Source organism: Paenibacillus sp. V4I7 (assembly GCF_030817275.1).
Taxonomy (GTDB): Bacteria; Bacillota; Bacilli; order Paenibacillales; family NBRC-103111; genus Paenibacillus_E.
In genome coordinates this window covers 1,817,324-1,832,794 of the sequence record NZ_JAUSZD010000002.1, presented here as the reverse complement: position 1 = coordinate 1,832,794, position 15,471 = coordinate 1,817,324, and the positions used below count along the sequence as shown (strand labels likewise).

Genomic DNA, 15,471 nt, shown 5'->3' with positions numbered 1-15,471 from the left:
TTCTCAGCTGGAGTTAGCTGTTTACTCTCCTCTGAGAAGACTTTTTTGGTCCTTTCAGCCCAATTTCCAGTCGAATACTCCTCTCACTGGATCTGAAACGCCTATTTCGGCCTTCTCGGCTGGAGTTAATTGTTAACTCACCTCTGAGAAGACTTTTTTGGTCCTTTCAGCCCAATTTCCGAGCGAATACTCCCCTCACTGCGATCTGAACCGTCTTTTTCGGCCTTCTCAGATGGATTTAAAAAGTCGTGGAAAGCATATGTGTGCTCTTTTTAGCAGCTTTAGAATAAAAAATCCAAACAAAGACGCCGGCCACACCAGCCGGCGTCTCTTTGCATCACACTTCGTGACGCTCCACAATCCCGTCCATGCCGTCTGGGATGCGGATCTCCACATCCACGCTGCGCGGCGCCCAAACCTGCAGCCGCATCACGCGTCCTTCCTCCTCGAGTCGCCAAGCGACATCGATCCGTCCCTCCTGTGGCAGCGGAACAGTGCCCCTCGCCCACTGCAAATCCGCAGGCTGCGGGGCTACAACGACCTTCCGCCAGCCTTTGTCGGCGGGAGTGACACCAAGTACATGCGCGCCTAAGAAATAGCCTGGCGCTGCCGACCACGCATGACAATGACTGCGCGTAAGCATGTCAGGGTTTGCTCTATTTTCCGCGAAATTCGGGTACATTTCCCAGCAAGTCGTGGCGTCATATTCAATCATTTGCCCAAAATGCTTCCGCATATCTGTAATCATGCGATCAATACCCATACGGCCCATTTTCGCGAGAGCCTCATAATAAAAGAAGGACATAAACGGACTGCCGATTTGAACAAAATCCGTCGGCGGAGCAAACAAATATGTCTTCATCTGCTCAGCACGTTCTCCTTCAGCGATACCACACAAGTAGGCAATAACCTGCGTCTGCATACTAAAAACAGTCGAAGCACGGCCATTCGCATGGATACAATCCAAGTATGCACTGCGCTCCTCATTCCATAAATGCTTGTTAATTGCTTGGCTCAGACGAAGCGCTTTCCCCTCATATTCAGCTGCTTCTCCCACATCGCCAACGGCTTTCGCCAACTGTGCCGCGCTTCGCAGCGTTATGACCAGAATCATATTTTGGTGGGTCACCACCCCATTATTCGGCTGATCAATCGGTGCCCAGTCCAGCAAGTTCCAGCCTTTTATGAACAATAATCCACGTTCATCAAGTTTTTGTTCATAATGCTCAAGGGTAAAACGAATATGCGGCCATAAGTCTCTCGCAAAAACCTCGTCTCCTGTATGCTCGTAATATTCACAGCTGGCCAGCGCCCAAAAAAACGTCCAGTTCGGGATAACGCTGCTCCAACCACTAGGAACCTGATCCACGTATAACGGTGTTTGGGTTCTGGAACCAGGCACTAATCGTAAACAACGCTCGACAATCTCCGTAGCTCCGAACACGTAATAATTAACTAAAGCCTCGTTGCGGCTGTCCCCAACCCAGAAAACCTGTTCATAAGCGGGACAATCAACGAATGTATCTTCCATACAAAGTCTAGTTGTATGCTTACTAATCTGCCATATATCGTTCAAAAGTGCATCAGAGCTTTGAAACTTGCCAATTTCTGCTATAGGATAATTACTTTGCTGCAGCTGAACACCGTACATTTTGACTGCTCTTGCAGCATTCCTTGCCGTAACCATCAAATATCGGAATCCTCTCCGCACATAAGAGGTATACGATTGACGTCCTTCCGAACACGTGTACCGCAGGGTATTATCTAAATCAAACGTATCTTGACGCCAACCATCACGCATATATTCATAGCCATAGAAATCAAGTATGGTTCCTTCAGAAGCATCTACTTCGAATTGGATAAAGCCAGATAACTCACGGCCAAAATCAAGGATAAATTCCGTATCTGCCCCTTCATATCTCGGCAATATTGCAGGATTCACACTTGGGATAACTACCTGCTGCAGAGGGTAAGGCACAGCTTGCGCCAGCGCTTCTTTTTTCCAGACACTGAGCGCAAAGATAGAATCCCTGCTCACCAATTCCAGTGGGAAAGGGCGAATCCAATCCGTATAACGGCTCAGGTCCTTAGCAGTAGATAAACTACGAATCTCCACATACGTATTAAAAGCGCGATAGGTATCCGCATCCAATTCATCCTTTCGATCACCCGCTGAAGAAGACCCAAATCCTTCATATGGGTGCAAGGAGTCACTGCTTTCCTGGTGATCAATGCATTCAAAAGATGCAAAAGGACCAATTGAAATAAATGGCGACGTATCAATGGCTGCCTCCCCTAACGGAGAAACGACCTCGAAATAAGCATCGCAATCAATCCCCAACTGCAGCGTTCGGCCATGGTCAACACCGGTCGTTTCCAGCAAAATGAGATTGTCTCCTGCCTTCAGTTCAATCTCGGCATACCTTTCCGGCAATACACCCGTATAACGCTCAGCATCCAGCCACTCTCCATTCACACTACATCCCTTCACCGTGCTCGGTTGAACGATTCCTAACACCGCTTTTACTGCCTTCTCGGTTCTCACTACCGTTGCCATAAAACCAGCAAAACCCACTGGATTCGCATGATTCACACTCTCTGGCACCATTTGATTACGGACATCAATCGAGGCCGTCCATGCAACGGGCTTTACCTGGTGGAGGGATTCGATACGAACTGGCCACACAAGTTCCTCTGTAAGGAATGGAATATCCCTTGGCACAAGCTTGCTCCAAGGCTCTGTACCAACAGCTCCAACGATAGAGGCATGACCCCATGCAGAATCATCGTAATCTGGCAAATACCAATCCGCTGGCCAAGCGCTCGCATCCATCCGCTCAGCAAAGCCTTGCTGACACGACATCCGCCCAGAGCGGCTATCATACCCAAGATGCAGCGAGGTTTTCCAGCTTTCATCCGACACCAACTCTACGACAGAATGACCCTCATGCTCACTCTCCACTTGCACTAACAAACCGCCGCGTCCGCGCAAATAGTAAAAATTGGACACACCGAAATGGAGCACCATGACCCCTATCACATTAGGTTGTCCTTTGTGCAGCAAGTGTCCAATTTCGTAAGTATCATAGGACTGCTCGAATGGCCATGAACGAACAGGTCCTCGTCCCACTTTGGTTCCATTCACATATAAAGCGTATCGCGAATCAGCCGTTATGGAAATCTTTGCGGCTCCCCAACCTGTAGCGCCTACATTGAATGTTCTTCTGAAACACCGCCACTCGTTTCGCGGACTAACTTCACCATTCCCCCAAACCCATTGAGCTTGCCAGTCGGTTTCTACTTGTCTCATTTCAGCTGCCTCCACCAAAAATAATGATTGTTACTTCGATGCCTTTATTTTATGATGAGAGCGTACTCATTTTTAGGGTTAATTCTGACATTCATTAGGGTCTTAATTGACATAAAAGGAGTAAACGAAATGACTATTAAACGAAGCATTATCGAAACGCCCGGCGATCAATTTTTCCTTCCGGAACTTCCGCTTTACGTCAACCGAGTTCACGAATCGTTTGAAATGCTGCAGCATACGCATGATTTCATTGAAATTAGCTATGTAGCCGAGGGCAGTGGTGCACATTACATCGACAATACCTCATTACCCGTTTCCAAAGGAGATCTCTTCTTCATTCCTGTTGGCGTCTCCCATGTGTTCCGCCCATCATCGATTGCGCAGAAAAAAAACCTCGTGGTTTACAATTGCATTTTCACCCAGGAATGGTTGAACCAATTATTTCACTCGCAATTGAATGGAAGTAAAGAGGAATTTAACATCCTATTCACTCAGGCAACCGAACAATCTACTTGGCTTTCTTTTAAAGAACGCAATGGGGAATTCCAGCCTCTTTTTGAACGATTACATTTCGAATATAACGCCCATCGCAGCGGCTTTATGACGATTTTACAAACATGTGTGGCACAGCTTCTTGTTTACATGTATCGCTCCAAAATGGATTTCACACCGGAAGCGTCCAAAGCGAGCCTTCAGGACTTAGATAGTCTTCTCGCCCATATTCGCGGGCATTGCAGCAGCCCCATCTCGCTTACGGAAGCTGCCGCAAGATTGTCCATCAGCGAGCGTCAGCTTCATCGCCAGCTTAAAAAGCATACGGGAATGTCCTTCATGGAGTATGTACAGCACGCGCGAATTGAAGCCTGTTGTCAGCAGTTAAGAACAAACGCTCACAAAATCAACGATGTCGCTGCTGGTGTCGGCTATCAGGATATGAAGTTTTTTAACCAGCTTTTTAAAAAGATGACAGGTAGCACGCCCAGCCAGTACCGACAGCAGCATAGATAAACAAAAATGCCCCTCCATCACGAAGATGTGAGAGGCATTTCATTTTAAAGGCCCAACATAAATTGCAAGGTTTTATCGGTGAAGCCAGGTAAACCTTCATGACCAAAATCCGGATATAACTCAAACTGCTTTTTCGACTTGATTTTGTTGTAAGCAGCAAACTGCGTGGACGGCGGGCATACAGTGTCGCTTAGACCTACGGCCATCAGAACCTCACCTTGGATACGATCTGCCAGATTCTGAATGTCAATATAGCCTAGCTTTGTGAATATCTCATCTTCGCGTTTGTGCTGTGGATCGTGACGGCGGAAGAAGTCCTTCAGTTCCTGATAGGCATCCTTCGCCATATCCATTTCCCATACGCGCTTATAGTCGCTAAGGAATGGATAAACTGGCGCTAACCGCTTAATGCGAGGCTCCAATGCAGCACAAGCGATCGTCAAGCCGCCTCCTTGAGAGCCACCCAATGCGCCAACACGATCGGGATCAACCTCAGGCATGCTCATCGCAATGCCTGCGAGTTGAGCGGTATCAAGGAAAATATCCCGGTACAATAGTTGATCAGGGTGATCATCTAAGCCGCGAACGATATGTCCGCGAAGCGTCGTTCCCTTCACACCACCCGCATCTTCCGATAAACCGCCTTGACCACGGCAATCCATGGAAAAGAACGAGTAGCCTAGAGCGGCATACGGTAATTTATCTGACCAATCACCTGAACTACCGGAATAGCCGTGGAATTGCACAATGGCTGGGTGAGGTCCTTCCACGTGTTTAGGGCGAACATATTTGGCGTAAATACGAGCCCCTTTGACACCTGTAAAATAGAGATCAAAACATTCGGCGTAAGGCACTTGAAATTCACTCGGACGAAGTTCGATTTGAGGATCGACTGCCTTCATTTCAGCGATTGCCCGCTCCCAATAAGAATCGAAATCTTCAGGGCGGGGATTACGTCCTTCATACGTAACTAGCTTGTCTATTGGAAAATCAAATAATGGCATGTCATATCCTCTTTTCTATAAATTTCAAGCGACCGTATAGGTAGTGAAATCAACAGCTTCGCCATTCACAAGTCTGATGATCTTCCTATCAATATGTAAGCCACCGCATAAAACCATCGTTTCATCCTTTAAAGTCGAATAGGTGATTTGCAAATCGTCCTCGCTCGACAGTGTATAAACCGGTTGTTTCTGCTTCATCACATTCGCAAATTGCTGTATACCCCTTATCTGAAGGGTTTCAGCTGTTTTCTGGTCGATGCACTCGATAACTACCGAATTCGTTCTTCCTTTGCTTGTGACAACGGATCGATCTTCACGTGCTTCCCTTTGAAAGGACTGCTGCACATAAACAGCCATGTAAACATCACCACTTAATCCAAACAGTCCGTTCGGTTCCTCTATCCAATCTCCTACAGGCAGACATCCCATAATGAATTCAGGCTGACCATCTGGAATTTGATAGGAAGCGATCAAGGCATTTTGATGAAAAAGCACTTCTGAATATTCGCTTTGATGACGTAAATCTCCTTCTGCATAGCCTAGACCTGGGTGAAAAAAATACAAATGATTCACACCCTGGACCGCATCTAACGGAAGGGCTACATCCCAGCGATGTTGTTCATTATCAAACTCCTGTACACGCTCCCACATACCGCCTAGCGCAAAGCTTTCTGTGATATATACATAACTGTGCAGCACATCGTTATCGCTAACGGCTAGAGCTGCTTGTTTGGGAACTCTGCGAGTAACTTCCACCGGAGCCGCACGATGTAAGGCCTTACGTTGGACTTCTGACGAAGCTTCATACGCTATAAAACCTGCATACTCGGTTCGAGGCATGTGATCAGGCAATCTGAAATCGCCAAACTGGACATAATCGTGCAGCACATTGGTGTCCTTCGGCATATCATGCGGCCATATCCGCGAATGCGGGCCCACCCATGCCCCTCCCAGATAATACGTCGAACGAACCTCCCAGAGGTAGTCCAATAAACGAGCTAATTCGGCTTTAATTTCTGCGTCCTTCATAAGCTCCCAAGCGCACGTAAAAGCCTGCATCCAGTGCCAGAACCAAGGTAACCCTCCATACTCCGACATACCTATCGAAGTAACCCGGCTCAGCGTACTGCGCAAGCTTTGGCAGCCATCCTCAAGCAATGCCGTATCCTCATAAAGCTGTCCGAAAATAAGCTTAGCCGCTGTATATTTCGCTTCATGATGGTTGTAATGTTCAGATGGCATTCGATAAAAGTTACTTCTATAAATATGCTGCAGCGCTAAAGTAAATGAGCCTCGCAGGGATACACTCATAATTTCTGAATAGCGCTGATAGAAATAAACCATCAGACTCCCCATTAGTTCAACAGGAAGTGTATTTTTCGGTGCTTCTTGTGGAGTAGGTCTTAGATGTAAGGGCCAATGACCGTAGGTTTTACTCTCTGCATTCTGGTCCTGGAGTTCAAGTACATGAAGCAGGATGCCCTCAGCCTTGATCTTCGCCTGTTCGCGATCCCCGTCAAATGGGATAGCTTCTTCATGAGAAGCTGCAAATAAATAAGAAGCATAGTAGAAATTATCTCGGATATCGTGATGAAATAATAATCCGCTGTCTAAAAGAGGCTGATTGATTGCCGCTGCGGCAATTTGGGTCATGATCTCATTTTGGCGTTGTTGCAAATTTGTCAATTTTGTTACCTCCATAGAAAAACTTAAAAAAATGCTGTTTTCACGTTATTTAAGCGCTCTCTTTCAAAATTGAAACGGTTAACCTCAGTTTATATGCAAATAAATGGAGCGTCAATGCAAAGTGACCTTTCATTTTCCACATTTTAGACATTGCATCCGCTTGTAATTTCTTATAAAATGATTTACCGTTGGTCAAAATATACAATCACCAATATTTGCATGGAATAGGAGGTATTCATCCTGATTCATATCGATAATTTACAAAAAGTATATGAGGATATACCGGGACGTGTACCGGCCATCCAGCAGATCCATTTACATATCGATCGCGGGGAAATATTCGGCATCATCGGACACTCCGGTGCAGGGAAGAGTACCTTACTGCGTTGTGTAAATCTACTGGAGCGACCATCCTCTGGCAGCATCCACATTGATGGAGAAGAAATGACAAAGCTGGATTCTAGGCAGCTGCAAGCGAAACGCCGTAAAATCGGGATGATTTTCCAACATTTCAATCTCCTCTCTTCTTCTACCGTTGCCGAAAATATCGCCTTTCCTCTGAAGTTAGCTGGGATGGGGCAAGGGGCGATCCAGACGCGTATTAAGGAGCTGCTCGATTTAGTCGGTTTGCAGGAACACGCGCATAAGTATCCAAGCCAGCTGTCAGGCGGACAGAAGCAGCGCGTCGGTATTGCAAGAGCCTTGGCCAATCATCCGGATATCCTACTCTGCGACGAGGCGACCTCAGCGCTCGATCCTCAGACAACGAATGCCATTCTTGCGCTGCTGCTCGATATTAATCGAAAGCTTGGCATTACGATCCTTCTCATCACACATGAGATGCAGGTCATTCGTGCGATCTGTGACCGTGTTGCTGTTATGGAGAAAGGCTTGATCGTCGAAACCGGGAAAGTGATTGATGTATTCCTGAAGCCCCAGCATGCGGTTACGAAGGAGTTCGTTGGACAAGTTTCTGATTTCTCACAAGGTTCAGATCAGGATCCGATGATGAAACAGGGAGAAAAGCACGGAACGGTGATCCGAATTACCTACATCGGTGCCAAAACATATGAACCGATCTTGTTCGAAACCGTCAAGTCGACGAATGTGTCCTTTGCTATCCTTCAGGGTACTATTTCTTCCATGAAAAGTGTACCTTACGGTCAATTGGTTGCCCTATTAACAGGCGGACACCAAGAAGAAATCGATTCTGTGATTGCCAAACTTCAGCAAGAAGGAATCGACGTGGAGGTGCTCAACCAATGAATATGACCTGGGACATTAACTGGTCCGAAATTACGAAAGCAACTGGCGATACACTCGTCATGCTGGGATGGTCGCTCTTTTTCACTGTCATCATCGGTATGGCACTGGGCATCATTTTATTTCTTACTTCCAAGGGGCAGCTGCTGCAAAATCTGCCGCTTTACGGAGTGCTCTCGCTGATCGTGAACATCCTGCGCTCTGTGCCTTTCGTGATTTTGATGATCTCGGTTTTTCCGATAACGAAGGCAATCGTGCATACAACCATCGGCGTCCAAGGCGCGATCCCGCCTCTCGTTATCGCAGCCGCGCCGTTTCTCGCGCGGCTGGTTGAAACCGCGCTGCGCGAGATCGACAGCGGCGTCATTGAAGCGGCGCAGTCGATGGGCGCCACGCCGTGGCAAATCGTCTGGCGCGTCCTGATGCCGGAAGCTCGCCCAGGTCTGATTTCAGCCGTCACTGTGACGGCTGTTGCCCTGCTCTCCTACTCTGCTATGTCAGGTGTCGTTGGCGGCGGCGGGCTTGGTGATCTATCCCTTCGCTACGGCTACATGCGGTTCCGTACCGATATCATGATTGTGACCGTCATCATTCTCGTTCTATTCGTTCAGTTCCTGCAAATGCTAGGAGACCGTTTGGTCGCCAAATTTAACCGCAAATAAAACATATTATTTTGGAGGTAATCTCATCATGAAGAAACTTACACTATCTTTAATGACTCTATTCGTTGTGCTTGCACTTGCAGCATGCGGACAGAAACCCGCTGAAACACCTGCAAGCTCGGCACCTGCTGCCTCTGCTACTCCAGCTTCCGCAAAAGAAGTTACACTTAAAATCGGTGCATCTTCAGTCCCCCATGCCGAAATTTTGAATAGTTTGAAAGACAAATTGAAAACACAAGGCGTTAAGCTTGAAGTTATTGAGTTTAATGATTATGTTCAACCGAACGTACAAGTGTTTGAAAAACAATTGGACGCTAACTTTTTCCAACATCAGCCTTACCTGGATCAATATAACCTAGATAAAAAGCAAAATCTCATTAAAGTAGTTGGCGTTCACATCGAACCTTTCGGCGCTTACTCCCAAAAGGTGAAAGCCGCTGCAGAGTTGAAAGATGGCGCTTCAGTCGCTATTCCTAACGATCCTTCTAATGCCGGCCGTGCGCTTGCACTGATGGAGAAAAACGGCTTGATTAAACTGAAAGACGGCGTTGGCATCAAAGGTACGGTTCAAGATATCTTAGAAAACAAAAAGAAACTTCAAATCAAAGAATTAGACCCTGCTATGCTGCCACGTACGATCGGTGAGTTTGATTTGGCTCTGATCAATACGAACTACGCACTTCAAGCGAATCTAAATCCGACGAAGGATGCTTTGTTCATTGAGGACAAAAATTCACCTTACGTGAATATCGTCGTTTCCCGTCCGGACAACAAGGATTCCGAAGCGATGCAAAAGCTTGCTAAGGAACTAAACTCCGCTGACACGAAAAAGTTCATTGAAGATAAATACAAAGGTGCAATCGTGCCTGCGTTCTAAGAAAACAGCAGAGATAGAACAGTCCGCCCTTTTCAGGGACGGGCTGTTTTTTTGTTAATCTTGTTTAGCGAATCCATTCCCGACCACTTCCCTCACATCACTGAAAGTAACGAAAGCGGATGGATCAACGCGATGTACGAGTGTTTTCAGCTTGATGATTTCTTTGCGGCTTACGATACAATAAATCACTTCTCTTTGTTTGCCTGTATAGCCGCCTCTTCCTTCAAGAAAAGTAATCCCTCTATTTAATTCCGTCATAATCGTATTGGCTATCAGATCCGGTTTGAGTGTTATAATAAAAGCCGCTCGCGCGCCGGAAGCACCCTCCAGCACAAAATCAATGACTCTTGCACCAACGATAATCGCAACTAACGTATACATCGCTCGCGTGAGATCCAGATATATCAACGATAACAGCAGTATGACGAAATCTAGCGCTAGAATGGTCTTCGCGATCCCTATCCCATAGTGCTTCTGCATCAGACGTGCAATGATATCGGTCCCCTCTGTCATCCCTTCGAAACGGAAAACAATACCAAAACCTAGTCCAACAATCCCTCCCGCGTATAACGAAGCTAACAGAGGATCAGGCATTGGCATGGAAAAACTCTCAAACAACCACAAAAATAGCGAAACCGATAACATCCCAACAACTGTATAAATGAAACTAATGCGTCCGAGCATTTTCCAACCGATAAGAATAAGCGGAATATTAATGAGTAGGTTCGTCCATGCCGGGTTCCATCCGAGCACATATTTGAGCAAAAGAGCAAGGCCGGTTATCCCCCCTTCTGCCAGCCCATTTGCAAGATTGAAATAATTGATACCAAAAGCAATAATGGCAGAACCGCCAATAATAGCAGCTATATTGATCCATTTGATTCTATTAAACATGATAATTCTCCTCTATAAGCAGTCTACATCCGATGCCTATTAGCCAGAATCTCCTAATACATAACCATCAATGTCATATTAAAGGCTGTCCCTGCGGTCCTCTCAGACCGGCTGGGACAGCCTTTCTACTTTTGATTATTGAACCTTCCCCAGCGACTTTTTGGCCGGACCTTCTATCACTTCACCCTCGTAGGAATAGCGGGATCCGTGGCAGGGGCAGTCCCACGTTCTTTCGGCTTCGTTCCAATCTACCTCACAGCCCATATGGGTGCAGGTTGTATCCACCAAGTGCAGGGCTCCCTCAGAATCTCGGTAGGCACCTGCTCTTTTTCCGTTAACCTTGACAACTGCCCCTTCATCTTTTTGTAAATCTTCCACTTCTTTATGAACCATTTCAAATTTACCGGCGATTAGATGCTTAGCCACATTGGCATTTTGCATGATAAATGTCTTTATGCTCGGATCTGCTTTGAATCTTGACGGGGAGAAAAGCTCCTGATAGGGACTTGGTTCTCCCAAAATCAGCTTCGAATTTAACAGGGCTGCCACGATACTCGAAGTCATCCCCCATTTACGAAAACCGGTTGCAACGAAAATATTAGGTTCATCCTTAAGCTCCTGACCAATGTAGGGCATATTATCGAGCGTATATAAATCCTGCGCTGACCATCGATAGGCAATTTCCTTTAATCCGAAAGCCTCTTCACCAAACGTTTTTAACGCATCATAATTTTGGAATGTACAAAAGGCCTGCCCCGTTTTATGACCTTGTCCGCCGATCAAAAGCATCGACTCTCCGTTTATTTGCACAGACCTAAGAGAACGTTTTGGGCTTTCAGCACTTAAAAACATCCCATTGGGGATGTCTTTGCTTATTTTTCCTACTACAGCATAGGAACGTTCTGCGTGCAGCTTGGCAAAATAGAAACCATTTCGATCATTAAACGGAAAATGGGAGGAGGATACGACGTAATCTGTAGTAATTCGATGACCATCATTCGTTTTTACAACCGCAGGCTTTCCCTTTTCAACCCCACTGATCGTAGTTTGCTCATAAATTTGACCGCCCTTACGAATGAATTGCTCCACTAAATAGGTTAAAAACGGAACAGGATTAAACTGCGCTTGATTCTCCATTACAATAGCTGCCTTGGTCGAAAACGGAAGCGGTGCTTGATCCTCGTATCTGCTAGTAATTCCCAATTCCTGGTAGACCTTATATTCGGAGGAAATTTTCTCTACATAGTCGTCTGAAGTGGTATAAATGTAGGCATCTTCATCTGATAATTGGCATTGAATGTGATTGGTTTTAATCGTTTGTTTAATAAATTGTAGAGCCTCAAGGTTAGCGTCATAGTAAAGCTTCGTCTTCTCTCGACCAAAATGCGCGAGATATTCTTGATAAATGAGATCATGCTGAGCGGTTATTTTCGCTGTTGTATGCCCTGTCGTTCCGTTCATGATTTGACCAGCATCTACGATAACCACTTTAAGCCCTTGATTGGCAAGCAGATAGGCCGTTGAAATGCCTGTAATACCTGCTCCTACGATGGTCACGTCAACCTTCAAATCTGAACGAAGCTTAGAAAATGAAGGGCGTTCAGTCGAGGCTAACCAATACGATTCCGGAAATTGTGGAAATGTTTCAAAAGATGATTCGATCATCATTTATGTCCTCCTAGATGTACCTTTTTAAGATAAATTAACCAATTTCCTCCGAAATTACACCTACTTACGCATATAAAAAAAACTCCCGCCAATTTGCGGAAGCTCCTTTGTTCAAAATCGTTTACGTTTACTTTAAAAGCGAGTAAATATCCGTATACGTGTAGCCATGTGCCTCTGCAACGGCTTGGTAAGTAACATGACCTGCGGCCACGTTGATGCCTTTTGCAATAGCTTTGTTGTCCAAAGCTGCACGCGCATAGCCTTTGCTTGCAATTTGCAGACCGTAAGGTGTCGTCACATTTGTCAGAGCCAGCGTGGACGTACGTGCAACCGCTCCTGGCATGTTCGCCACCGCGTAATGAATGACCCCGTGCTTCACATAAGTCGGTTGATCATGCGTGGTAATACGATCTATCGTCTCGATGGACCCACCTTGATCAATCGCTACGTCAACGATAACGCTGCCAGGGCTCATCATTTTGACCATGTCTTCCGTCACGAGACGCGGTGCTCGAGCTCCTGGAATAAGGACAGCCCCAATGACCAAATCAGCGCGACGAACAACCTCGGCGATGTTGTAAGGATTGGACATAATCGTTTTCACGCGTCCTTGGAACTGATCGTCCAATTGACGTAGGCGATCCGGATTCAAATCAACGATGCTGACATCGGCACCAAGCCCGATAGCCATTTTCGCCGCATTCGCACCAACAATCCCGCCACCGATGACAGCTACCTTACCTGGTTCAACTCCCGGTACACCGCCTAGCAGAATGCCTTTGCCGCCATGCGCTTTCTCCAGAAAGTGAGCACCGATCTGAACGGACATGCGTCCAGCCACTTCACTCATTGGCGTCAGCAGCGGAAGGCTGCCATTGTCCAATTGAATGGTCTCATAGGCGATTGCTGTCACTTTATTGTGAGCTAAGGCATGCGTCAATTCGGCCTCAGGGGCAAGGTGTAAATACGTGTATAAAATCAAACCCTCGTGAAAATAGCTGATCTCTTCAGGAAGTGGTTCTTTCACTTTAACGACCATATCTGCCGACCATACTTCAGCGGCTGAGGCAACGATGGTTGCACCTGCCCCTATGTAATCTTCATCCGTGAATCCAATGCTTTGACCAGCTAAGGTTTCGACTATAATGTCATGCCCTGCTTTTTTGTAAGAAAGGACGGAACTAGGCGTCATACCAACACGAAACTCATTATTTTTTATTTCCTTAGGTACCCCAATAATCATTTTGCATCAGCCTCTCTTGTAGATCCCATAAAAAAGGATCAATCTCATCTCGTCTCCAAGTATAAGACCGATCCATGGACGTTCCATTAGACAAACTGTAAAAAATGTTAACAAATTCTTTTCACATTTTCATTTCCGGATTCAACAGTTGATAAGCCCGTATCCCCACCTGCAGCGCCAAGCGCTTTTCCGGCAGCATGTAGTCGGCTCCAAGCAGCTCTTCTATTTTTTCCAAGCGGTAATAAAGCGATTGTCGGACGATAAAAAGCTGCTGCGCAGCGATTTGCTTAGAGCCATCCGTGTCGAGGTACACCTTGAGTGTGCGCAGGAGCTCGCTGCCTTTCAACTGATCATGATCGATGATCGGTCCCAAATAAGTGCTTACGAAGGATTGTAAAATCTGTTTATCTGGAATGTGAAATAACAATTGAAAGACACCAAGCTCATCAAAAAACTGAACCTTCCCTTGCAGAGTTGGAGAGAGCGAAATCGCTTGTAGCGCCTCCTGGTAGCTTAGGTGAGCTCGCATAAAGCTTCGATTGCTTTGTCCAACACCGATAGTTAACCTGATCTCATCCTCAGCCTTCAAGTACTGAATGGACTGGAAAACCTGCTGCAGACGCTCTTTTGACGATCGTTTTTTCGTTGCTTTATCGAAGGCTACAACGACCAGTCTATTATTTTTCAACGTAATTAATGGATGAAAGGAATGCTGCTCAAAAACAGATCTTACAGCAAGGGAAAGATGAATACCCGAAGACTCCACACCCTCCTCCTCCGTGCTATATCCCTCCGCTTGTTCATGCTCAAATTCAATCAAAATGACGTGATAGGGAAGCTCGTTAAGTCGCTTGAATTCTGTTCCAATCAATACTTTTATTTGCTCTTCGTCACGAATCCGCAGATGCAGCAGATCATCTACCCAAAGTGTCTGCGAATATAATTTACGCTCCTCCATATAACGTTTGCGCAGCAAATCCTGTGCGATAGATAATGAGGCTGAGTCCAGAATTAAGTATTCATATTCCTGCGGCTTTCGGCTGAACACCAGGAGGATATGCGCCCATGTTTTGCCCATAGCCCCAACGGGTTGTACGATAACGGTTTGACCCTCATCTTCCATCACGGAAGGAGCCGCAATATTTCCGTTGTTCGGGGTTTCGACCAGTCGACTTTCTAGAAACTGCAGCCACTGTCCAGACTCCCGGCTTCCTAAATGAGGGATAAACTTCGGCTGTCCATTCAGAGGCACATAAATAACTTGGGCTTTGGTACTGCTTTGCAGCAGCCCCAGTACATGAGAAACACCTTGTGAGGATAGCGTCATTCGATGGAATTCACGCGATATTTTCTCCAAATCTTGAAGTGCTTTATGGTGTTGATTGATAATATGCGCATGAATATCCTGCGTAATGTCAATGAACCGCACAGCTTGCGGAAAAATTATGAGCGGAAAATTATAGGATTCCGCCGCATGTATCCATTCTTGTGGAACTGAACTCAAGTAGTGTCCCATTTCGATACAGAGACATGACACGTTTTTATTGATCAACTGCTCCAGATACGTCATGAACAATTTCGTATCACTCTTGAAGGCAGCCCCTGTCGTAAGGATCATTTCTCCACCTTGCAGCAGTTGCTCAAACTGTATCACCTCAATGATATGTACCCAGCGGACTAGACGCTGTAATCCCTGTTTACCTGCCGCAATATAGGCTGGCTCAAAAGTGGGGCGTCCCAGGACTTCCTGTAACGTTAACTGATAATCTTGATTCAACAGAGTCACTCCACTTTCTTTCCACTCATATCTTAAAGTTATCCACAAACGCCCAATGAAGCTATTTGTGGATAAAAAA

Annotated in this window: 11 protein-coding genes; 4 read left to right on the top strand and 7 right to left on the bottom strand. The window is 46.1% G+C overall.

Going from position 1 to position 15,471, the window contains the following annotated elements:
- Nucleotides 1-337 precede the first annotated feature (337 nt).
- Nucleotides 338-3,310, bottom strand: a complete 2,973-nt coding sequence (locus QFZ80_RS09380; RefSeq protein ID WP_307558594.1) for a family 78 glycoside hydrolase catalytic domain — start codon at nt 3,308-3,310, stop codon at nt 338-340.
- A gap of 129 nt (nt 3,311-3,439) precedes the next feature.
- On the opposite strand from QFZ80_RS09380, the gene QFZ80_RS09375 reads away from it, so the two are divergent.
- Nucleotides 3,440-4,318: a helix-turn-helix domain-containing protein gene (locus QFZ80_RS09375; protein WP_307547177.1), complete on the top strand. Its 879-nt coding sequence runs from the start codon at nt 3,440-3,442 to the stop codon at nt 4,316-4,318.
- Nucleotides 4,319-4,362: 44 nt separating this feature from the next.
- On the opposite strand, the gene QFZ80_RS09370 is transcribed toward QFZ80_RS09375, so the two are convergent.
- Entirely contained in the window at nt 4,363-5,322 is a 960-nt protein-coding gene (locus tag QFZ80_RS09370) for an acetylxylan esterase (RefSeq protein WP_307547179.1), read from the bottom strand.
- 24 nt (nt 5,323-5,346) lie between these two features.
- Nucleotides 5,347-7,008, bottom strand: coding sequence for a hypothetical protein (locus tag QFZ80_RS09365; RefSeq protein ID WP_307558592.1), 1,662 nt, complete (start codon nt 7,006-7,008; stop codon nt 5,347-5,349).
- Nucleotides 7,009-7,248: 240 nt separating this feature from the next.
- Here QFZ80_RS09365 and QFZ80_RS09360 point away from each other — a divergent pair, with 240 nt between their 5' ends.
- The 3 genes from QFZ80_RS09360 to QFZ80_RS09350 are packed head-to-tail and all read left to right on the top strand — an operon-like array spanning nt 7,249 to nt 9,810.
- Nucleotides 7,249-8,274 (top strand): methionine ABC transporter ATP-binding protein, encoded by a 1,026-nt coding sequence (locus QFZ80_RS09360; RefSeq protein ID WP_307555614.1) that lies wholly within the window; start codon nt 7,249-7,251, stop codon nt 8,272-8,274.
- A complete protein-coding gene (locus QFZ80_RS09355; RefSeq protein ID WP_373460041.1) occupies nt 8,271-8,933 on the top strand; it encodes a methionine ABC transporter permease in 663 nt (220 codons plus the stop codon). Before QFZ80_RS09360 ends, QFZ80_RS09355 begins: the two co-directional genes overlap by 4 nt.
- A 28-nt stretch (nt 8,934-8,961) precedes the next feature.
- A complete protein-coding gene (locus QFZ80_RS09350) occupies nt 8,962-9,810 on the top strand; it encodes a MetQ/NlpA family ABC transporter substrate-binding protein (RefSeq protein WP_307547183.1) in 849 nt (282 codons plus the stop codon).
- 54 nt (nt 9,811-9,864) lie between these two features.
- Here QFZ80_RS09350 and QFZ80_RS09345 read toward each other — a convergent pair whose 3' ends face one another.
- From QFZ80_RS09345 to QFZ80_RS09330, 4 genes are all read right to left on the bottom strand, one after another.
- Nucleotides 9,865-10,704 carry a YitT family protein gene (locus QFZ80_RS09345; protein ID WP_307547185.1) on the bottom strand — a complete coding sequence of 280 codons (840 nt, stop codon included), beginning with the start codon at nt 10,702-10,704 and terminating at the stop codon, nt 9,865-9,867.
- 135 nt (nt 10,705-10,839) lie between these two features.
- Nucleotides 10,840-12,372: an FAD-dependent oxidoreductase gene (locus QFZ80_RS09340; RefSeq protein WP_373460040.1), complete on the bottom strand. Its 1,533-nt coding sequence runs from the start codon at nt 12,370-12,372 to the stop codon at nt 10,840-10,842.
- Nucleotides 12,373-12,499: 127 nt separating this feature from the next.
- Nucleotides 12,500-13,615, bottom strand: coding sequence for an alanine dehydrogenase (gene ald / locus QFZ80_RS09335; RefSeq protein ID WP_307558590.1), 1,116 nt, complete (start codon nt 13,613-13,615; stop codon nt 12,500-12,502).
- Nucleotides 13,616-13,736: 121 nt separating this feature from the next.
- Complete coding sequence (locus QFZ80_RS09330) at nt 13,737-15,392, bottom strand: PucR family transcriptional regulator (RefSeq protein WP_307558587.1); 1,656 nt, start codon at nt 15,390-15,392, stop codon at nt 13,737-13,739.
- Between the last annotated feature and the right edge of the window lie 79 nt (nt 15,393-15,471).